The following is a 21,045-nucleotide window of genomic DNA, read 5'->3' as shown; positions in this document are numbered from 1 at the left end:
CGGGGCCGACGCACCGATCATGGACCAGTGCGCGGGAAAGAAGAAGTGCGAAATGCCTGCAATCAGGTTTTGCTGCGCACTGCGTTGTAGATCAGCAGCAATACCACGGCACCGATGACCGAGGCGATCCAGCCCGCAGACTCGCCGGCTTGGTACCAGTTGAGGGCGACACCGATGTAGGTGGCGACGAAGGAACCGGCGACACCCAGCAGGATGGTCATGATCCAGCCCATGCTGTCATTGCCCGGCTTGATGGCGCGCGCGATCAGGCCCACGATGAGGCCGATGAAGAGTGTGCCTATGATGGACATGGCGGGTATTTCCTTCAGGAGTCAGTGCGATGAAACGACTCTAGGTTTGCCCCTTCCGGCCTCCTGTCGGACACCACGCTTTGTGCACGTGTATGCGGGCCTGATTCTTGCAGGGATCTTTCGGGCCGGCTTCCGGCACCCTAAAGTACGGCGTTTGCCAAAACAAAAAAGCCTGCGGCTGCAGGCTTTTTTGGGAAGGTGTCCGCTGCAGGTTTACTGCTGGGCAGAGGCCGCCATGCTCAATGCGGCAGTGGCCGTGTCCGCGCCTTCGGCGCCTTCCACACGGCGGGCTCCGTCGAAGCGGCGGGCCCAGTAGGCAGTCTGCATGCTTTCCACGCGCACGCTGGCGCCGGTGCGGGGAGCGTGGATGAACTTGCCTTCGCCCACGTAGATGCCCACATGGCTGAAGGCGCGGCGCATGGTGTTGAAGAACACCAGATCGCCGGGCTTGAGCTCATTGCGGTCGATGTGCTGGGCGACCTGGGCCTGTTCCTCGGCACGGCGGGGCAGCATCTTGCCCACGGTCTGCGAGTAGATGGCGCGCACGAAGCCGCTGCAATCGAAGCCGGTCTCGGCATTGTTGCCGCCAAAGCGGTAGGGCACCCCGAGGAAGCCCATGGCCGTGACGACCAGATCCGAGGTTTTCTCGGCCACGTTCTGGCGGGCTTCGCGGACAAAGTCGGAAGTCCGCTCGGCAACGGCGTGGCGCGCTTCGCGCAGCTGGGTGATGAGGCCGCGGTTGACCAGCAACTGGGCGGAGTCGTCGTCACGAGGCTCGCCGGGTGCGGCGTGGGCGGTGACGCTGACGAACAATAGAGCAATGAGCCATCGAGACATGGGGCGAGAGGGTAGCAGGTTTTTTTGTAGGACAGGGCTGATAAATCCCCCGAGCCCTGCAGGTTTTTGGCATCTCGGCAAAAACGGGGCTGGACCAAGTCCCGCAAGCGACAGCAGCTAGCAAAAACAAAGTTCAGGTCGGCCGAACATGTGGTCCGGGCTCCTACAGCGCAGGCGCTCCAAAAGGGCGCGCCGCGCAGGCGTCCGTGGCGGGCGACAGCTGCGACAATAGGCGATTGCTGCCGGGCTGTCGCGTCCGGCCTGTCCACAGATCCATGGAATTGCAGAGGCCGGCTGCCGGCCTTCGTAAGCCCTACCTCCCGAAAGAATCAGCCATGCTATTGGAAGCATCCGAGTCGCAACTCGTCCTGGTGGACTACCAGGACAAGCTCATGCCCGTGATCCACGAAGGCCCGCTGGCCCTGGGCAATGCCATCAAGCTCGCCAAGATGGCCCAGTTGCTGGAAGTGCCCGTGTGGGGCACGGAGCAGAATCCCTCGCGCCTGGGTGCTAACAACGCCGAACTCAAGGCCCTGTGCCGCAAGACGCTCGAGAAGATGTACTTCAGTGCCGTGCCCGAAGGACTGGGCGAATGGCTGCGCCCACCGGCCAAGCCCCAGGGCGGCAATGCACGCAGCCTGCCCAAGCATCTGCAAAAGCCCCAGCAGCAGGCACCCGAGCGCAACATGGTGGTGATTGCGGGCTGCGAGACCCATGTCTGCCTGCTGCAGACGGCGCTGGAGCTGCTGGAGGACGAGTTCGACGTGTGGGTGGTGACGGATGCCTGCGGCTCGCGCACAGAGCGCAACCGCGACGCGGCCTTCGACCGCCTGGCCGGGGCCGGCGCCGAACTGGTGACCACCGAGATGGTGCTGTTCGAGTGGCTGCGCAGCTGCGAGCATCCGGATTTCAAGGACATGCTGACGCTGATCAAATGAAGGCATGGCCCATGTATGGCCTGCGGGGGCCGACACGGGCCAATCAGCAAACAGAAAGCACCTTCGGGTGCTTTTTTTGTATCTTGTGTTCCTGTACGGACGGGCCGGGAGCCAAGCCGGCAGGGGCGGCTGTCAGTTTTCGGCAAGTCTGTGATGAATAATTATGAATGCAGAAGGCTTTCCGCCAAGCATGGAGAGCCAAGGAGACAAAGCGATGAGCACGCGTTTTGAAGATTTCTACCAGCGGTCCATCGAGGACCGCGACGGTTTCTGGGCCGAGCAGGCCGGGCTGATCGAGTGGCACAGGCCGCCGCAGCAGATTTGCGATTACGGCCATCCGCCGTTTGCCCGATGGTTTGCCGACGGGCTGACCAATCTGTGCCACAACGCGGTGGACCGGCATCTGGCCGCACGCGCCGGCCAGAACGCGCTGATTGCCATCTCCACCGAAACCGGCGCCGAAAAGGCCTACAGCTACCAGGAGTTGCATGCCGAGGTCAACCGCATGGCGGCGGTGCTGAAGGCGCTGGGCGTGCAAAAGGGCGACCGCGTGCAGATCTACATGCCCATGATTGCCGAGGCGGCCTTTGCCATGCTGGCCTGCGCGCGCCTGGGCGCCATCCATTCGGTGGTGTTCGGCGGCTTTGCCTCGGGAGCGCTGGCCTCGCGCATCGACGATGCGCAGCCCAAGGTCATCGTGAGCGCCGATGCGGGCTCGCGCGGCGGCCGCGTGGTGGCCTACAAGCCCTTGCTGGACGAAGCGCTGCAACTGTCCGCACACCGGCCCGCGGCCGTGCTGATCGTGGACCGGGGCCTGGCGCCGGCGCCCATGCGCGCGGGGCGCGACCATGACTGGGCCTCCCTGCGCGCGCTGCACATGGATGCGCAGGTGCCTTGCGAATGGGTGGATGCGACGCACCCCAGCTACACGCTCTACACCAGCGGCACCACGGGCCGCCCCAAGGGCGTGCAGCGCGACACGGGCGGCTATACCGTGGCGCTGGCGGCCAGCATGAAGCACATCTTCGATGCCCAGCCGGGCCAGACCTTCTTTTGCACCAGCGACATCGGCTGGGTCGTGGGCCACAGCTACATCATCTATGCGCCGCTGATCAACGGCATGGCCACGGTGCTCTACGAAGGCCTGCCGGTGCGGCCCGATGCCGGCACCTGGTGGGGGATCGTCGAGAAATACCGGGTCACGCACATGTTCTCGGCACCCACGGCGATACGCGTGCTCAAGAAGCACGACGCAGCGCATCTGCACCGCCACGACCTGTCCAGCCTCAAGGCGCTGTGGCTGGCCGGAGAGCCGCTGGACGAGCCCACGGCCGCCTGGATCAGCGATGCCATCGGCAAGCCCATCATCGACAACTACTGGCAGACGGAGACCGGCTGGCCCATCCTGACGCTGTGCAACGGCGTGGAAAAGCAGGCCACCCGCTTCGGCAGCCCCGGCAAGGCCGTGTACGGCTACAACGTCAAGCTGATCGACGACGCCACGGGCCAGGAGTTGACGCAGGCGAACCAGAAAGGCGTGCTCGCCATCGAGGGGCCGCTGCCGCCGGGCTGCATGCAGACCGTCTGGCGCGACGACGAGCGCTTCGTCAACACCTACTGGAAGAGCATTCCGGGCCGGTTGATCTACAGCACCTTCGACTGGGGCATACGCGACGAGGAGGGCTATTACTTCATCCTGGGCCGCACCGACGACGTGATCAACGTGGCTGGCCACCGCCTGGGCACGCGCGAGATCGAGGAAAGCATCGCCGCCCATGCGCAGATTGCCGAAGTGGCCGTGGTCGGCGTGGCCGACAGCCTCAAGGGCCAGGTGGCACTGGCCTTTGCCGTGGTGCGCGATGCGGCGCTGACGGACGACGCGCCGGCGCGCCAGGCGCTGGAGGCCGAGATCATGAAACTGGTCGATTCGCGGCTGGGCGCGGTGGCGCGGCCCTCGCGCGTGCTGTTCGTCGCCGCCTTGCCCAAGACGCGCAGCGGCAAGCTGCTGCGACGTGCCCTGCAGGCCGTGGCCGAAGGGCGCGATCCCGGCGACCTGAGCACCATGGAAGATCCGGCCGCGCTGGCCCAGGTTCAGCAGCAGCTGTAAATATCGGGTGCCTCGCCGGGCGCCCGCGAATCCAGAGCCCGCGGCTGTGAAGCGCGGGCCTTGTTGTTTGCAGCCTAAAATCGGCCGATTACATTGCGCGGGCCAGTGCCTTGCGCCATGGGATTGAAACGCTACGAGAAAGACCCGCCGTGCAAGTTGCATCCTCCATCTTCAAAGCCTATGACATCCGCGGCATCGTGCCGGCTACCCTGACCGAAGAGGTCGCCAGGGGCATAGGCCGCGCGTTCGGCATGGCGGCCCTGGCCGAGGGCGAGACCACGGTGGCCGTGGGCCGCGACGGCCGCATCTCGGGCCCGGCGCTGTCCTCGGCGCTGATGCAGGGCCTGACCGACGTGGGCGTGCAGGTGATCGACATCGGCATGGCAACCACGCCCATGCTGTACTTTGCAGCCTCCACGCTGTGCAGGAGCGGCATCCAGGTCACGGGCAGCCACAACCCCAAGGACTACAACGGCTTCAAGATGGTGCTGGCCGGCCGCGCCATCCATGGCGAAGAAATCCAGGCGCTGCGCCAGCGCATGGAGCGTGACGACTGGACCATCACGGGCAGCGGCCGGATTCGCCAGGCCGATGTGCTGGCCGACTACACGGCCCGCATCCTGGGCGATGTGAAAATCTCGCGCCCCATGAAGGTCGTCGTGGACTGCGGCAACGGCGTGGCCGGCGCCTCGGCACCGGCCATTTTCCGCCAGCTCGGCTGCGAGGTGATCGAGCTGTTTTCCGAAGTCGACGGCGATTTTCCCAACCACCACCCCGACCCCAGCAAGCCCGAGAACCTGCGCGATGTGATCAAGACGCTGCAGACCACCGACGCCGAACTGGGTCTGGCCTTCGATGGCGACGGCGATCGCCTGGGCATCGTGACCAAGGACGGCCAGACGATTTTCCCCGACCGCCAGATGATGCTGTTTGCCCGCGATGTGCTGTCGCGCGTGCCCGGCGCGCCGATTCTGTTCGACGTGAAGTGCACGCAGCGCCTGGCGCCGGCCATCGAAGCCGCGGGCGGCCAGCCCGTGATGTACAAGACCGGACACTCGCTGGTGAAGGCCCGCATGAAGGAGCTTGATGCGCCCCTGGGTGGCGAGATGAGCGGCCATATCTTCTTCAAGGAGCGCTGGTACGGCTTCGACGACGGTACCTACGCCGGTTGCCGCCTGCTGGAAATCCTGAGCCGCGACGCCGATCCCAGTGCCGTGCTCAATGCGCTGCCCACCAGCCATTCCACGCCGGAACTCAATGTGGGCTGCGCCGAGGGCGAGCCGCACCGCCTGGCGGCCGAGCTGCAGGCCCTGGCGGCCAGCGAATTTGCAGCGCCGGCCCAGGTCAGCACCATCGATGGCCTGCGCGTGGACTGGCCCGACGGCTTCGGCCTGATCCGCGCCAGCAACACCACGCCCGTGCTGGTGCTGCGCTTCGAGGGCCACAGCGAAGCCGCGCTGCGGCGTATCGAGGAACGCATGCTGGCGCTGCTCAAGCGCGTCAAGCCCGACGCGCAGGTGGGCGGCGCTGCCCATTGATGCGTTCGATCTTCTGGCCTTCGGTATGCCCAGGGCGTCCCTGACTCCGGCGCGCTGCGCCTACAGCGCTCTGGTCTGGCTGGTCCAGCCCCTGCTGCGCCGCAAGCTGCGCCGCCGCGCCGTGGCCGAGCCCGGCTATGGTGTGGCGGTGCCCGAGCGATTCGGCCGCTACGCGCCGGACGATCTGGGACGGGACGGGCGCGGGCAATGGGTCTGGATCCATTCGGTGTCCCTGGGCGAGACGCGTGCGGCCGCCATTCTGGTCAGGGCCTTGCGCGAGTGCCTGCCCGGCATGCGGTTGCTGCTCACCCACAGCACGGCCACGGGCCGCGAAGAGGGCGCCCGGCTGCTGGCCGAGGGAGACATCCAGGTCTGGCTGCCCTGGGATACGCTGGACGCCACGCGGCGTTTCATTGAACAGTTCCGTCCCGCCGTGGGCGTGCTCATGGAAACCGAGGTCTGGCCCAATCTGATCGCAGCCTGCGCCGATGCCGGTGTGCCGCTGGCGCTGGCCAACGCACGGCTCAATGCCAAATCCGAAGCCGGGGCCCTGCGCATGGCACCGATTGCCCGGCCCGCCTATGGCGCGCTGGTTGCCGTCTGGGCCCAGTCCGAGGAGGATGCGCAGCGCCTGCGCAATGTGGGGGCGAAGGTGGATGCGGTGCTGGGCAACCTCAAGTTCGATGTGCTGCCCGACGCGGCCCAGCTGTCGCTCGCGGCCGGCTGGCGACTGCATCTCACGAAACCTGTGGTGGTGCTGGCCAGCAGCCGCGAGGGCGAGGAGGCGCTGCTGCTGGCGCAGCTGAAGCAACTGGGGGCTGCAGCGCAGGCGGTGCAATGGCTGATCGTGCCCCGCCATCCGCAGCGCTTCGATGCCGTGGCGCAGCTGATCACCGACGCGGGCTTCGGCCTGTCGCGGCGCAGCCGGTGGGAAGGCGAGCCGCCCGGGCAACAGGGCGCCGTCTGGCTCGGTGATTCGCTGGGCGAGATGCCTTTGTATTACGGCCTGGCGGCCGTGGCCTTGATGGGGGGCAGCTTCGAGCCGTTGGGCGGGCAGAACCTGATCGAATCCCTGGCCTGCGGCACGCCCGTGGTGCTGGGGCCGCATACCTTCAATTTCAGCCAGGCTTCCGAGATGGCGGTACAGGCCGGCGCCGCCGTGCGCAGCGCCGATATGGCGGCCGGCGTGCAGGATGCACTGGCCCTGGTGCAGACGCCGGGGAAGCTGGGTGACGCCGAGGCATGCGCACGCGACTTCCTGCACCGCCATCGCGGGGCCGCGGCAGCCACGGCCCGGGCCATCGAGCAGCTGATGCGCTCGCATGCTCCCATATCAGGAGCTGCTGGCGCCCGATCTGCCTGATATTCGGATTGAAATATCCATGAAAAAGCCGCCAGGCAAGCGCTGGCGGCTTTTGTTTTGATAGTGCACTCAGCGTTTGGCCGACCTGGCTGGCAGCTTGGGCGCGGCGGCGCCGGAGACAGCGGCTGGCGCGCTGCCCGGCGCGGGGGCAATGGCCGGAGCGATGGTCAGCGCATCGATGCCGCGCAGGTCGTCGTCGCCGAGCACGCCCGCGGCCTGGCGCAGCTTGAGCTGGCCCAGCAGCACCTGGTAGCGTGCATTGGCCAGATCGCGTTCGGTCTGGTAGACCTGACTCTGGGCATTGAGCACATCGATATTGATGCGCACCCCCACGTCGTAGCCCACCTGGTTGGCTTCCAGCGCGCTTTCGCTCGAGGCCAGCGCGGCTTCCAGGGCTCTGACCTGGGCCTGGCCCGACTGCACGCCCAGAAAGGCCGTGCGCGTGGCCTGCTCCACATTGCGGCGTGCATCATCGAGCTGGGCGCGGGCCTTTTCTTCGAGGGCCACGGTTTCCTTGACGCGGTTCTGCACTGCAAAGCCGGCGAACAGCGGCATGTTCATGACCACGCCGATGCTGGCCGCATTCGTGCGATAGCCCAGCGGAATCGCGGGCGTCATGCTGCCGTCCGGATAACGGTTGACCTGGTAGCCGGCCTGCAGGTCCACCGTGGGCTTGTGGCCGGCCTCGGCCTTCTGGATATCGAGCCTGGCGATGTCCAGGGCCAGCTGGGCCTGGCGGATCTGGGGCTGGTTGCCCAGGGCCGTATCCACCCAGGCCTGCATGTCGGCGGGCTGCAGCGGCGGCAGGGTCACGGGCCTGGCCATGGGCGTGGGCTGCACGCCGGCGCGGCCCACCAGCTGGTCCAGTGCCACGCGCTTGACCTGCAGGTCGTTCTCGGCCGCAATTTCCTGTGCCGTGACCAGGTCGAAGCGGGCCTGGGCTTCGCGCGAATCGGTGATCGTGGCCGTGCCCACCTCGAAATTGCGTTTGGCCGATTCCAGCTGCTGGGTGATGGCCTTTTTCTGGGCCCGGGCCACGTTCAGCGAATCCTGCGCGGCCAGCACATCGAAATAGGCCTGGGCCACCCGCACGATCAGGCCCTGGGCCGCGCTGTCGAGCTGGGCACGCGCCACATCCACGCCGCGCTGGCCCTGCTCGTAGGCGATCTTGTTGGCCGGGCGGTACAGGGGCTGCTGGGCGCTGAGCTGCAGGTTCTGCTGGTTGGTGTTCATGCTGCCCGGCACCTGCATGGTGGGCGGCAGCGCGCCCGAGACATGCACGTCCACATGCGTGCGGGTGGCGCCGGCCTGCAGGCCCACGCTGGGCAGCAGGCCCGACAGTGCCTGGTCGGCGCGGCTGGAGGCGGCGCGGGCATCGGCCTGCTGCGCCTGCCATTGCGGATCGAAGCCGCGGGCCTGGGCCACCAGTTCCGACAGCGTCTGCGCGCCGGCGGCCGCGCTGAGCAGCCAGGCGGCCATGCCCGCAGCCCCGGCGGCCCATGCAGGGACCGTGGCCGCCGCCTTCCTGCCGGACCTGCGCCGCCGCGCTGGTTGCGGCGTGCCGAGGGCATCGAGGTCTTGAGGAAGAGGGCTTGGCCGGGGCTGTGTCATAAGGTGGTATGGGGGCAGGTCTCGGTCAACAGGTGAAGGTGTCAGTAGCGTGGCACGCCGGCATCGCGCTCGCGGGACCAGGCATCGATGCCGCCCGTGATGTTGGCGACGTTCTCGAAGCCGTTGTTGAGCAGGTAGACGGCCACGTTCATGCTGCGGGCGCCATGATGGCACAGGCAGGCGATCGGCTGGTCCGGGTCCAGCTCCTGCAGGCGCGAGGGAATCTCGCCCATGGGAATGCAGCGCAGCTCGAACCGGTCGGCCTGGCCGTCGCCGCGCACATGGGCCTGGGCGACTTCCCAGGGCTCGCGCACGTCGAGCAGCACGGGGCGGGACGGCCCGGCGCCGTGGGCGGCCAGCCAGTCGTCGAATTGGGAGGGGGAGACCTGGGGCAGCATGTGCAATTTCCTGTAGCGGCTGGCGGCCGGGCCGTCGGGAACGGCTGCCAGCTGCTGGTGAGAGAGGGCAGAGGGCGGCTGCCTGCCCTGCCGAAGAATCCGCCTGGTACCGGGCCTGCGCGGCGGGCCGGTGCGGCTGCGGCGGCTTAGAACGAGAAGCGCGAAGGCTCTTCGAAGTTTTCCAGGCGCGAGGCCAGGGTGTCCCAGGGCTGGCGCATCTGGACCTGGTGGCCTTTTTTCTCCGCCACGGTGAAGCGCATCACCGGCAATTGGCCGACGATGGCGCCCAGGCGGCCGCCGTCCTTGAGCAGATCGACCAGGGCATCCGGCACCTTGGCCACGGAGCCGCTGAGCACGATGACATCGAACTGGCCCAGGGCCGCAGCGGCGCTGGCACCGTCGGCCAGCTGCACTTCCGCATTCTTGACGCCGGCGCCCAGCAGGTTCTCGCGGGCCATTTCGGCCAGTTCGGGCACGATTTCCAGCGTCACCACTTCCTTGGCGCGGGCGGCCAGCAGCGCGGCCATGTAGCCGGAGCCGGAGCCGATCTCGAGCACGCGGTCGCCGGGCTTGACGGCCAGATCCTGCAGCATGCGCGCCTCGATGCGGGGCGCCAGCATGTGCCAGCCCTTGGCGGCGGCTTCCTCGGGCGAGCCCAGCAGCGGGATTTCGATGTCCATATAGGCCATGTTCACGTACTCGGGCGGCACGAAGTCTTCACGGCGCACCTGGCCCAGCAGTTCCAGCACCTCCTCGTCCAGCACGTTCCAGGGGCGGATTTGCTGTTCGATCATGTTGAAGCGGGCCTGCGCGTGCACATCGCGCGGGTCGACTTGGCTGTTCATAGGCAGAGCCATGGGGGAAATCTCCGGAGAAAGACTTATCAGGACAAACCAGGGATTCTACGAGCCTCCGGGGCCTTGTGGATGAGTGGGCGGTTTTTTGTTGCCGGGCCGCGCCCAGGCAAAAAGCAGCCCCCTCGGTGGCTGCAAAGACACGGAATGACAGGGCCTGGGCTATTTCTTGTCGGCGTACAGGCGCCGCCTGCACCAGGCCGCCAGGTCGTCCAGGTAGCAATAGACCACCGGCACGACCACCAGCGTCAGCAGCGAGGAGGTGATCACGCCGCCGATCACGGCCTGGCCCATGGGGGCGCGCTGCTCCGAACCTTCGGTCACGGCAAAGGCCAGCGGCACCATGCCGAAGATCATGGCCAGCGTGGTCATCAGGATCGGGCGCAGGCGCACGCGGGCCGCCAGAAGCAAGGCTTCGGCGCGCGGCAGGCCCGGGACGATGGCGCCCGTGGCGGGATCGGCGTGGGGCTCGCGCGCGCGGATCGCGAAGTCCACCAGCAAGATGGCATTCTTGGTCACCAGGCCCATGAGCATGACCACGCCGATGATGGAGAACATGGACAGGGCCGAGCCGAACATCAGCAGGGCCAGCACCACGCCGATCAGCGTCAGCGGCAGCGAGGTCATGAGGGCCAGCGGCTGCAGAAAGCTCTTGAACTGGCTGGCCAGAATCATGTAGATGAAGATGACGGCCAGCGCCAGGGCCGAGACCGCATAGCCGAAGGATTCGGCCATGTTCTTGGCCGCGCCGCTGAACTGGTAGCGGTAGCCGGGCGGCAGCGGCAGGTCGGCCAGCGCCTGGCGGATGTCGGCCGTGACCTCGCCGGCCGAGCGCATGTAGACATTGGCATTGAGCGCGACTTCGCGGTTGAGGTCGCGGCGGTTGATCTGCGTCGGCCCGCTGCCCTCCACCACGCTGGCCACCTGGTTGAGCCGCACGATGCGCGTGCCGCCATCCGTTGCGGCCAGGGCGAACGGCAGCCGTTCCAGGTCCTGCGGCGTGCTGCGCGACTCGGGGGCCAGGCGCACGTTCACGTCATAGGTCTGGTCGTCGCTGGCGCGCCAGTTGCCCACGGTCTGGCCGGCCACCCAGGTGCGCAAGGCGCTGCCCATGCTGCCCACGCTCAGGCCCAGGTCGGCTGCGGCATCCCGGTGCACCGCGATCTGGATCAGCGGCTTGTCGGGCTTGAGGCTGGAGTCCAGGTCCACCAGGCCGGCAATGGGGCGTATGCGGCGCTGCACTTCGGCGCTCAGGCGGCCCAGCTCCTCGAGGTCCGGGCCCAGCAGCGAGAATTCGATCTGCTTCTGACCGCCCACGGGCTCGCGCAGGCCCACATGCGTGACCTCGATGCCGGCGATGCCGCGCAGCTTCTCGCGCAGCTCGGCCGAGATCGCATCCACATTGCGGCTGCGCTGGCTGCGGTCGTTCAGGCGCACATAGATGCTGGCGTAGTTCTTGCCCTGGGCCGCGCCGGTGTTGATCGTGGTCAGCGTGTAGCGCACCTCGGACAGGGCGCGGATGACGGCATTGGCCTGGCGAGCCTTGGCCTCGGTGGCCTCGATGGAAGTGCCGGCCGGCGTGTTGAAGCTGATCGTGGTCTCGGAAAAATCGGCCTTGGGCACGAATTCCGTGCCCAGCAGCGGCACCAGGGCCAGGCTGGTGATGAAGATCAGCACCGCGGCGATCAGCGTCGACAGCCTGTGCGCAAGCGACCACCGCAGCAGCGACTGGTAGAGCCCCGAGAGCCGGTCCGTGCTGCGCTCCACCCAGGCCGTGAGGCGGCCCAGCGTGCGGCCGTAGAGGCTGGTGTCGCCATGCTCGCCGTGGGCATGGATGGCCGGGTCATGCCAGACGCTGGACAGCATCGGGTCCAGCGTGAAGCTCACGAACATGGAAATGAGCACCGCTGCCACGATGGTGATGCCGAACTCGTGGAAGAACTTGCCGATGATGCCGCCCATGAAGCCTATGGGCAGGAACACGGCCACGATGGACAGCGTGGTGGCCAGAACGGCCAGGCCGATCTCCTGCGTGCCGTCCATGGCGGCCGCGTAGGGCGGCTTGCCCATCTGCACATGGCGCACGATGTTCTCGCGCACCACGATGGCGTCGTCGATCAGCAGGCCCACGCACAGTGACAGCGCCATCAGCGTCACCATGTTGATCGAAAAGCCGAACACGTACATGAACAGGAAGGTGCCGATCAGCGCAATGGGCAGCGTCAGCCCCGTGATCACCGTGGAGCGCCAGGAGTTCAGGAACAGGAACACGATGAGCACGGTCAGCACGGCGCCTTCGATCAGGGTCTGGCGCACGTTCTCCACCCCCACGCGGATGGAGCGCGAGTTGTCGGCAATGGCCTGCAGGTGCACGCCGGGCGGCAGCTCGGCCCCCAGGGCCGCGATGGCGGTATTGAGCGCGTCGACCACGTCGATGGTGTTTTCGTCCTGGGCCTTTTGCACCGACAGCAGCAGCGTGCGTTCGCCGTTGTACAGGGCCAGCGACTCCAGCTCCTGGGCGCTGTCCTGCACGCGCGCCAGCTGGCCCACGCGCACGGGGGCACCGTTGCGTTGGGCCACGATGATGCTGCCGAAGGCCTCGGGATTCTGGATGCGGGCATCGATCTGCACCACGCGCTCCTGGGCCAGGGAGCGTATGGCGCCTATGGGCAGCTCCTGGTTCTCGGCGCGTATGGCATTGGCCACCTGCTCGGGCGTGATGGCATAGGCCTCCAGCGCCTGCGGCTGCAGGTAGATGTTGATCTCGCGTCGCGTGGCGCCCACCAGATTGACGGCGCCCACGCCGCGCACGTTCTCCAGGCGCTTCTTGAGCACCTGGTCGGCCCAGCTCGTCAGGCCGATAGGGTCCAGAGACGCCTGGCCGGGCTGCGCATCCGCCAGCACCGCCACCGACCATACGGCCGTGCTGGCCGGGTCGAAGCGCATCACGCGCGGCTCTTTGACCTCGTCGCGCAGGTTGGGGCGCACGGCGGCGACCTTTTCGCGCACGTCGTCGGCGGCGCGGCGGCCGTCCACCTGCAGCTGGAACTCGATGATGACGACGCTGGAGCCCTCGTAGCTGCGCGAGGTCAGCGCATTGATGCCGGCGATCGAGTTCACGCTCTCCTCGATCTTCTTGGTGACTTCGCTCTCGACGATCTCGGGCGAAGCGCCGGGGTAGGCCACCGAGACCACGACCACGGGAAACTCGATGTTCGGAAACTGGTCGACCTTGAGCCGCTGGTAGGAAAAGACGCCCAGCACCACGAAGGCCAGCATCAGCATGGTGGCCAGCACGGGGTTCCTGAGGCTGATGCGCGTGAACCACATGGTCAGCGGCCCCCAGGGGAAGAGCCGGAAGGCGCCGGGGCTGCAGCCTCGTCCACGATCACGGCCGTGCCTTCCCGCAGGCCGCCTGCGCTGCCGCCCAGCACCAGGCTGCCGGCTGCAAGGCCCGAGGTGATCTGCACCCAGGTGGTGCCGGCCAGCGAAGTCTGCCGGCCCAGCTGCACAAAGCGGTGGGCCACGCGCTGGAACGCGGCGCTGCCCGGTTCATTGCCAGGTTTGCCTTCCGCCGGGTCCCGCTGCAGCACCTGCACATAGGGCCGGGGCCTGTCGGTGCGCACAGCGGTCAGCGGCAGGGCCAGCTGCTCGGCCTGGCCGGTTACGATGAACCCCTGCAGAAAAAGCCCGGGACGCATATCTGCCAAGAGTAGGCTGCTGCTGTTTTTGCTGCCTTCGGCAGGGGTGGGCGGCAATACGCTCAGATAGGCGGTCACGGTGCGCGAGCCAGCCTGGGCGCTGGGGTTGATGCGCGCCACCCTGGCCTGGACCGGGGCCAGATCGGCCGCGGCGCCCGGCACCTGCAGCTGTGCCATCTGGCCCACTCGGACCTGCACGGAATCGGCGGGCGCGAGCTGGACCACGATTTCCAGCTGGCGCGGGTCCACGATCTCCACGATGCGCGCCTCCACGCCCACGCGTTCGCCAGTCTGTACAAAGCGCTGGGCGACCTGGCCGTTCATGGGGCTGGTGATCGCCGTATCGCGCACGCTTTTGCGGGCGCCATCGGCCGCCGCCTGGGCCGCGGCCAGATTGGCCTGCGCGGCATCGAGGTTGGCGCGCGAGGTCGCCAGTGCGGTATCGGAGATGAAGCCCTTCTTCACCAAGGCCTGGTTGTTGTCATGCTGGCGTTGGGCGATGGCCAGCTGCGCGCGTGCCGCATCGGCCTGCTGCTGGGCCTGGCGCCAGCGGGCATCGACTTCGGTGGCGTCGACGCGGGCCAGCAGCTGGCCTTTCTTCACGGCATCGCCCTCGCGCACCGTCAGTCCGCGCAGTTCTCCGGCCACGTAGGCCTTGACCACGGCGGAGTGGACGGCCTGGACCACGCCGCTGGCGGGTACGGTCAGCGCCATGGCGCGCGGCTGGGCGGCGATCACTTCCTGGCCGGAAACATGGATGGGCAGTTCCCGGGATTGCGTGGCCTCGGTCGTCGCGCGTTGCTTTTTCTGATAGTTGCCGGCAACGCGGATGCCGAGGGCCGCGAGCAGGGCAACCGTCAACAAACCGATGAGCCAGCGGCCGTAGCGCTTCATGAAATGGGGTTCCTTGAGGACTGGATGGGGAAGGCCTGTCTTGTTCCGGCTTTCCCGGGAAAGCCTGTTTCGGGCAAAACCCCGCCATCCTAGCGGGGGCGGCTGCGGCGGTCACGCGGGTCGGCCCCGGACTGCGGCAAATCTGCATCGCGGCGTAAGCCATGGCCTTTGCACGGCGCGGCCGGCAGATCGTTGCAGATGCGCTAACCTCACGGGATGCCCGGAAAAGGTGTCCGGGTGGGGGATGACGATGGCCATTGAAACGATTTATCTGGGCGGAGGGTGCTTCTGGTGCACCGAGGCCGTGTTCGACCGCGTGCGCGGCGTGACGGATGTGGAAAGCGGCTATGCCAACGGCCATCTGGACCATCCGAGCTACGAGGCCGTGTGCACCGGCGCCACCGGCCATGCCGAGGTGATCCGTGTGCAGTTCGATCCGGCCGTGATCGGCCTCAGGGATCTGCTGCTGATCTTCTTCGGCACGCACGATCCGACCACCCTGAACCGCCAGGGCAACGACGTGGGCACGCAATACCGCAGCGGCATTTACACCACCACGCCCGGGCAGGCAGAGATTGCCCGCGGCCTGATTGCCGAGCTGCAGGCCGCCAAGGCCTACGATGCGCCCATCGTGACCGAGGTGCAGCCGCTGCAAAGCTACTGGCCGGCCGAGGACTACCACCAGGACTATTTCCTCCAGCATCCGCAGCAGGGCTACTGCGCCTTTGTGGTCGGCCCGAAGGTGCAGAAATTCCGCCATGCCTTCGGCAAATGGCAAAAGGACTGAGCCCGCGGGCTTTGGCGGTGGATCGAGCACCGGCAGCTGTCGGCAATCGGCTTACACTACGGGTCCCTACCAGCGCAGCTTCGCCGCTTGGAACTGCGCTTTGCATAGTCCCGTCCCTTGAAACCGCCTTTCTTTTCCCAAGCCCGCGCTGCGGCGGCTGACCGGCCGCCTGGAGCATTGCGCGTGCATGCTGGAGGAGGGCGCGCACGACTGGACCGCTATGGGCTGATGCTGTGGCTGCTGCTGGCCCTGGTGCTTGGCCCGCTGCTGGGGCAGATGCACCGCGTGGTGCACGCCACGGGTCTGCATGCGGTACAGGCCGGTACCGCCGGCCTGGCGACTGCGGACGGCTGCAAGGCCGCTTCGGCGGATGCCGGTGCCGCAGGCTGTGTACCGCATTCCTGGGCCCATGCGCTGTTCGGCGGCCACGGCCCGGCAGAGTGCCAGCTGCTGGACCAGCTCAACCACAGCTATGCGGGCCCGCCGACGGTGGCCTGCTTCGAACCTGTCGCTCCCGAAGGTGCGCTGCCGCTGCCGCATGCACAGGCGGCGCCGGACCATCTACCTGCCGCGTTCTTCGACGCGCGCGCTCCTCCCGCCCTTCGCCTGCGCAAGATATAGCCGCCTGCCGCTCCAGAGCGGTTGCACGCTGCATGCCTGTCCTTGCCGACAGCACATGGCCGTGCCATCCCTGCCCATGCCGAGCTTTCCGCAGGCAACAGGGCCGGCGCGCTTTTCTTGCAACTTCACATTTCGTAGCTGGCTGCGCTTGTTTTACGGGCTCTGCAGCCGGTTTAGCTTGATATCCGCACAGGCCTGATCGCTGGATTGCCGCGATTGGAAGGCGTGTGCCTTGTGGAGTCTGCAATGCAGTCACCTGTTCCCTTTTTTCCTGTTTTCTCTTCCACGTGCGAGGCTTTCTCTGCGCAGGCTGCCGCGCAGCGCAATACCCGCAACCTGCCCCCGGCCGCGCTGCGCCCCGTCGTGCTGGCCGGCCTTGGCCTGTGCGCGCTGATCTGCGCCTCGCCGGCCATGGCTCAGTCCGCCGCTGAGGCCCCCGCCGCTCCAGCCGCGACCCAGGCGGGCGCCGGCGATGGCACCACCCTGGGCGAGGTCACGGTGTCCGCCACCGGCATGGCTGCATCGGACATGGCCACGCCGGTGCAGGTGCTCGACGCCGACGCGCTGCTCAAGCGCCAGGCCGCGACGCTGGGCGAAACGCTGGCGGCCGAGCCCGGCATCAATGCCAGCCATTTCGGCGCCGGCGCAAGCCGGCCCATCATCCGCGGCATGGACGGCGCGCGCGTGTCCATCCTGAGCGACGGCTCGGACCTGCAGGACGCCTCCACCGTCAGCCCCGACCACGCGGTGACCAGCGAGCCCATGCTGGCCCGACAAATGGAAGTGTTGCGCGGCCCCTCGGCCCTGCTGTACAGCGCGGGGGCCATGGGCGGCGTGGTCAATGTGCTGGACAACAAGATTCCCACCGCCGTGCCTGCCAACGGCATCGAAGGCTCGGCCCAGCTGCAGGGCAGCACGGCCGATGGCCAGGCGGCGGGCGCGTTCTCGCTGACCGGCGCCACGCCTGCGAAAAGCGGTGCCGGCACCCTGGTGCTGCATGCCGAAGGCGTGGCACGCAACGCCGGCGACTACCGCGTGGGCAGTGGCTGGAGCCAGGGCGGCAAGGTGGCCGGCAGCTTCAACCGCACCGATACGGGCAGCCTGGGCCTTTCGTGGGTCACGGATAAAGGCTACCTGGGCCTGGCCTACACACGCCAGGCGGCGAACTATGGCCTGCCGGGCCACAACCACAGTTTTGAAGGATGCCATGCGCATGACGACCATCTGCACTGCGGCGCCCACGACGGTGGCGACGGGCACGACCATGCTGCAGGGGGCGGCGACGCCGGCGGCGTGCCCGTTGTGAAGCTGCTCAGCGAACGCTGGGATCTGCGTGGCGAATGGCGCCAGCCCACCGCAGGGATCGCGGCCGTGCGCCTGCGCGGCGGTTTCACCGACTACCACCACGACGAGGTGGAGGATGGCCAGGTGGCCACCAGCTTCAAGAACCGCGCGCACGATCTGCGCATGGAAGTGGAGCACGAACCCATTGCAGGCTGGCGTGGCACGCTGGGTCTGCAGACCATGCAGCGGCGCTTCAGCGCCCAGGGCGAGGAAGCCTATATCCAGCCTACGGACACGCGCCGCGACAGCCTGTACCTGCTGGAGGAATACCGCTGGCAGGACTGGAGCCTGCAGGCCGCGCTGCGCCATGACCGCCAGAGCATCGAGGCCCAGGCCAGCGACGAAAAGCGCAGCCACCGGGCCACGTCCCTGTCGCTGGGCACGGTGTGGAAGTTCATGCCCGGCTACAGCGCCACGGCGTCCTATACCAACGGCAGCCGCATACCCACGGCCGAGGAACTGTTCGCCAACGGCCTGCACATGGCCACCTCCACCTACGAGCGCGGCAATGCCGATCTCAAGCGCGAGCGTTCCCAGGCGCTGGATCTGAGCGTAGGCAAGAACGCAGGCGACACGACCTGGAAGCTCAGTGCCTACCACTACCGCATCAAGGATTACATCTACGGCACCACGCTGGATGAGCTCGACGGCCTGCAGCTGCTGCAATACACCCAGGGCGATGCGCGCTTCACGGGCTGGGAAGCCCAGTTGCGCCAACGCCTGTCCAGCCAGTGGGCCGTGACGGTGTTCGGGGACGGCGTGCGTGCGCGGCTGGACAACGGTTCGCCGCTGCCGCGCATTCCGGCCCAGCGCTGGGGCCTGCGGGTGGACGGCCGCATCCAGGGCTGGGACACCATGGCCGAGTGGGTGCAGGTTCTCAGGCAGAACCGCACGGCTGCCTATGAGAGCGAAACCCCTGCCTATGGCGTGCTCAACCTGGGCGCGAGCTACCGCTGGAAGTCCGGCGCCAATACCTGGCAGGTCTATGTGAAGGGCCAGAACCTGACCAACAGGCTGGCCTACGCCGCCACGTCGTTCATCAAGATGCAGGCGCCGCTGATGGGCCGCAACCTGACGGCCGGTGTGAAGGTGGACTTCTAAAGCCGGAGCCCCCGGGCTGGGGCGTTGATTTGCATGCTACAGATAGTGTTGCAGGTGGCGCAGGGCCCGTGTGCTTTCCACGCCGATCTGTGCAATGACTTCGAGCTCGGGGCGCCCGGCGCGCAGCCATTGCACGACGGCGGTATTGCGCAGTACCTGCGGGCCTACGCGCTGCAGCGGCGCCTTCTGGGCTTCCTCGGGCTGGGCCTGGTGCGCGCGCTGGATGATCTGCGAAGCCACATGGAACAGCATGCGCACCGACAAAGGCCCGCCGCGGCGCGAATAGAACACCAGTGCATCTGCTTCCACGACGCCCGGGCCGCGCTGGGCGCTGCTGAAGCGGCGCCAGTCAGCCAGGGCGCCGGCAGTGTTTTCGGGCAGCGGCAGCACGCGCTGCTGGGCGGCCCGGGCGCCGTCTATGCGCAGTGCCGCAGGCCGTTCCCGTCCCGATGCAGGAGACCAGGGCTGCTGGTCGGCATCGAGCAGGTCGCGCCACAGCAACGCTCGCACTTCCTCGGGCGCCAGCGCCAGTTCATACAGCAGCAGCACAATGGCCCGGTCGCGCGCATTCTGGTAGCCATCGGCGGGAGGAAAGTGGCGCGGCAGACTTTGCCAGAGCAGGGGAGGCAGGCAATGCCCCTTGCCGTCTTCGGCGGGTGGGCGATCATCCGGTTCCAGGCCGGAAGCCGGATTGGCCGTGATCCAGCCATGCGCAAGCGCATGTTCGTAGACGCGCTCCAGCAGGCGCCAATAGCGCCTGCGCGTCACGTCGCTGATTTGCCTGTCTGGCTGATGATGGGCCTGTTGACCAGCGCGCATCTGGAGAAAACGCTGCACATCGACGGCCGTTGCCTCATGCCAGGCCTTGCTTTTCCTTGTGGAAGAAGCGGTTGGACGAGGATTTTTCGGCCTTGCGGTGAGGGTGGGGCCCATGTTCTGGCGCTTGCCTGGATGGCGGGCGGCGGCCAGATGCCCCAGCCAGGCCATCCAGACATGCTCGTAGCTACCATCCGGCGAGGTGTCCAGCGGATTCCAGCTTTTGCTGCCTTCATGGGCCAGCCAGTCCTGAAACAGCTCCAGTCCGTTCGGAAGAGGGGCTGAAGAGGCAGAACTATCCTGGGACATCGATGCATCGTTCATACAGGGATTTTAATGTAACTTACATGAATATTGCAATACATCTTCACTCACGAAAAGGGAAATTTCTGCCATTTCTGTCTCCAGTAAGGAGGCGCTTTCAAGCTGTGCCATGGAAGAGCTGTGTCTTCGAACAAAGGCCCTGCACAAGGGCCTTTGTTCTCTTGCCCCGATTCAGGGCGCCAGGCGCTCGCGCAGCCAGACGCCATCTTCCAGACGGTAGCAGAGACGGTCGTGCAAGCGGCTTTTGCGACCTTGCCAAAATTCCCAGCGATCGGGCACCAGGCGGAAACCGCCCCAATGCGGAGGACGGGGCGGATTCAGCAGGAACTGCGCACCGTACCTGGCGGCATTGGTCACCAGCACGCTGCGGCTGCTGATCACTTGGCTTTGGGGACTGGCCCAGGCGCCTATGCGGGAATCGAGCGGGCGGCTGTTGTAGTAGGCGTCGCTTTCCTCGGCACTGACCTGCTCCACGCGGCCTTCGATGCGCACCACGCGCTCCAGTTCCACCCAGTGGAACTGCAGGGCCGCAAACGGATTGCCGGCCAGTTCCCGACCCTTGCGGCTGTCGTAGTTCGTGTACCAGACGATGCCACGTTCGTCATAGCCCTTGATCAGCACGATGCGCGTGCTGGGACGCATGTCGCCGCCCACGGTGGCCACCGTCATGGCATTGGGTTCGGGCACCTGGGCGCGCAGGGCTTCCTGCAGCCATTGGTCGAATTGCTGCAGGGGATCGGTATGGGAGGCGGATTCGCTGAGCTCGGCGCGTTCGTAGCTTTTGCGCAGATCGGCGATGGAAGAAGATAAGCTGCTCATGTTCTGCATTGTGCCGTGCCTGCCGCTTCAGATGCCCGCATGCAAATCCGAAAGCCATGACCTCATCCCTGCCCACACCACCCTGCATCCTGATCCTCGCCGCCGGCAGGGGAGAGCGCTTTCGCGCCTCGGGCGGCAGCACACACAAGCTCGACGCCCCGCTGGGCGGCCCGGGCAGCCCCACGGTACTTGAAAACATACTGGCCGGCGTGCAGGCCAGCGGCTTGCCCTGGCATCTGGAGCGGGGGCCGCATCCCGGCATGGGCGACAGCATTGCCGCGGCCGTGCGGGCCACGGCCGGCTCCGCGGGCTGGCTCATTCTTCCGGCCGATCTGCCTCTGGTTCAGCCCGCCACCCTGCGCATCGTTGCCCAGGCGCTGGTGGAGGCCTCGGCGCAGCATCCCGAGGCGCTCACCGTGATCCAGCCCCGGTTCCAGGGCCGAAAAGGCCATCCGGTTGCTTTTTCCGCCGCAGCCGGGCCCGCCCTGATGCGGCTGACCGGCGACCAGGGCGCCGCCAGTGTGGTCCGCGAGGCCATGGCTGCCGGCTTGTGCACAGCGCTGCCGACGTTCGACGAAGGTTGCGTGCTCGATGTCGACACGGTCGAAGCCATGGAACAGGCGCGCGCTCTCTGGGCACGGCAGCAGATACCGGGGAGGGAATGAAAAAAGCGTGCCCCGG

The 21,045-nt window shown here is 67.0% G+C and carries 17 protein-coding genes; 8 read left to right on the top strand and 9 right to left on the bottom strand.

Features of this window, described 5'->3' with window-relative positions:
- Positions 1 to 62: 62 nt before the first annotated feature.
- Together V8Z74_RS04190 and V8Z74_RS04185 are read right to left on the bottom strand one after the other, a co-directional pair.
- Complete coding sequence (locus tag V8Z74_RS04190; RefSeq protein WP_066478291.1) at positions 63 to 311, bottom strand: GlsB/YeaQ/YmgE family stress response membrane protein; 249 nt, start codon at positions 309 to 311, stop codon at positions 63 to 65.
- A 213-nt stretch (positions 312 to 524) separates the two neighbouring features.
- Positions 525 to 1,148, bottom strand: coding sequence for a C40 family peptidase (locus V8Z74_RS04185; protein WP_066478289.1), 624 nt, complete (start codon positions 1,146 to 1,148; stop codon positions 525 to 527).
- A 335-nt stretch (positions 1,149 to 1,483) separates the two neighbouring features.
- Between V8Z74_RS04185 and V8Z74_RS04180 the strand changes: the two genes are divergently transcribed.
- From V8Z74_RS04180 to V8Z74_RS04165, 4 genes are all read left to right on the top strand, one after another.
- Positions 1,484 to 2,086 carry an isochorismatase family protein gene (locus tag V8Z74_RS04180; RefSeq protein ID WP_066478286.1) on the top strand — a complete coding sequence of 201 codons (603 nt, stop codon included), beginning with the start codon at positions 1,484 to 1,486 and terminating at the stop codon, positions 2,084 to 2,086.
- Positions 2,087 to 2,249: 163 nt separating this feature from the next.
- The gene (locus V8Z74_RS04175) at positions 2,250 to 4,193 is read left to right on the top strand and encodes a propionate--CoA ligase (RefSeq protein ID WP_349708129.1); all 1,944 of its coding nucleotides are present in this window, start codon (positions 2,250 to 2,252) and stop codon (positions 4,191 to 4,193) included.
- 149 nt (positions 4,194 to 4,342) lie between these two features.
- Complete coding sequence (locus V8Z74_RS04170; protein ID WP_349708128.1) at positions 4,343 to 5,731, top strand: phosphomannomutase/phosphoglucomutase; 1,389 nt, start codon at positions 4,343 to 4,345, stop codon at positions 5,729 to 5,731.
- A gap of 25 nt (positions 5,732 to 5,756) precedes the next feature.
- On the top strand, positions 5,757 to 7,094 hold the full coding sequence (locus tag V8Z74_RS04165) for a 3-deoxy-D-manno-octulosonic acid transferase (protein ID WP_349708126.1): 1,338 nt from the start codon (positions 5,757 to 5,759) through the stop codon (positions 7,092 to 7,094).
- A 69-nt stretch (positions 7,095 to 7,163) separates the two neighbouring features.
- Here the strand turns inward: V8Z74_RS04165 and V8Z74_RS04160 are convergent, their stop codons facing one another.
- The 5 genes from V8Z74_RS04160 to V8Z74_RS04140 all read right to left on the bottom strand — a co-directional run bounded on the left by V8Z74_RS04160 (position 7,164) and on the right by V8Z74_RS04140 (position 14,552).
- Positions 7,164 to 8,573, bottom strand: coding sequence for a TolC family outer membrane protein (locus V8Z74_RS04160; protein ID WP_349708124.1), 1,410 nt, complete (start codon positions 8,571 to 8,573; stop codon positions 7,164 to 7,166).
- 173 nt (positions 8,574 to 8,746) lie between these two features.
- Complete coding sequence (locus tag V8Z74_RS04155) at positions 8,747 to 9,103, bottom strand: rhodanese-like domain-containing protein (RefSeq protein ID WP_349708122.1); 357 nt, start codon at positions 9,101 to 9,103, stop codon at positions 8,747 to 8,749.
- A 146-nt stretch (positions 9,104 to 9,249) separates the two neighbouring features.
- Positions 9,250 to 9,960, bottom strand: a complete 711-nt coding sequence (locus V8Z74_RS04150) for a protein-L-isoaspartate O-methyltransferase family protein (RefSeq protein WP_349708120.1) — start codon at positions 9,958 to 9,960, stop codon at positions 9,250 to 9,252.
- Positions 9,961 to 10,119: 159 nt separating this feature from the next.
- Positions 10,120 to 13,287: an efflux RND transporter permease subunit gene (locus V8Z74_RS04145; protein WP_349708119.1), complete on the bottom strand. Its 3,168-nt coding sequence runs from the start codon at positions 13,285 to 13,287 to the stop codon at positions 10,120 to 10,122.
- Between the two features lie 2 nt (positions 13,288 to 13,289).
- Complete coding sequence (locus V8Z74_RS04140; RefSeq protein WP_349708117.1) at positions 13,290 to 14,552, bottom strand: efflux RND transporter periplasmic adaptor subunit; 1,263 nt, start codon at positions 14,550 to 14,552, stop codon at positions 13,290 to 13,292.
- Between the two features lie 250 nt (positions 14,553 to 14,802).
- Between V8Z74_RS04140 and msrA the strand changes: the two genes are divergently transcribed.
- From msrA to V8Z74_RS04125, 3 genes are all read left to right on the top strand, one after another.
- Positions 14,803 to 15,339 (top strand): peptide-methionine (S)-S-oxide reductase MsrA, encoded by a 537-nt coding sequence (gene msrA, locus V8Z74_RS04135; protein WP_349708175.1) that lies wholly within the window; start codon positions 14,803 to 14,805, stop codon positions 15,337 to 15,339.
- Positions 15,340 to 15,522: 183 nt separating this feature from the next.
- Entirely contained in the window at positions 15,523 to 15,960 is a 438-nt protein-coding gene (locus V8Z74_RS04130) for a hypothetical protein (protein ID WP_349708115.1), read from the top strand.
- Positions 15,961 to 16,206: 246 nt separating this feature from the next.
- Positions 16,207 to 18,405: a TonB-dependent receptor domain-containing protein gene (locus V8Z74_RS04125; protein WP_502879439.1), complete on the top strand. Its 2,199-nt coding sequence runs from the start codon at positions 16,207 to 16,209 to the stop codon at positions 18,403 to 18,405.
- 36 nt (positions 18,406 to 18,441) lie between these two features.
- Here V8Z74_RS04125 and V8Z74_RS04120 read toward each other — a convergent pair whose 3' ends face one another.
- Both V8Z74_RS04120 and pdxH read right to left on the bottom strand, forming a co-directional pair.
- Entirely contained in the window at positions 18,442 to 19,545 is a 1,104-nt protein-coding gene (locus tag V8Z74_RS04120; protein ID WP_349708113.1) for a tyrosine-type recombinase/integrase, read from the bottom strand.
- Positions 19,546 to 19,716: 171 nt separating this feature from the next.
- Entirely contained in the window at positions 19,717 to 20,364 is a 648-nt protein-coding gene (pdxH, locus tag V8Z74_RS04115; protein ID WP_349708111.1) for a pyridoxamine 5'-phosphate oxidase, read from the bottom strand.
- Between the two features lie 56 nt (positions 20,365 to 20,420).
- Here pdxH and V8Z74_RS04110 point away from each other — a divergent pair, with 56 nt between their 5' ends.
- A complete protein-coding gene (locus tag V8Z74_RS04110) occupies positions 20,421 to 21,029 on the top strand; it encodes a nucleotidyltransferase family protein (protein WP_349708109.1) in 609 nt (202 codons plus the stop codon).
- The last annotated feature ends 16 nt before the right edge of the window (positions 21,030 to 21,045 follow it).

The sequence above is a fragment of the Comamonas sp. w2-DMI genome (genome assembly GCF_040187735.1).
GTDB lineage: Bacteria > Pseudomonadota > Gammaproteobacteria > Burkholderiales > Burkholderiaceae_C > Comamonas > Comamonas terrae.
The sequence above is the reverse complement of the archived record's forward strand: the minus strand, read 5'-3'. Positions and strand labels throughout refer to the sequence as shown.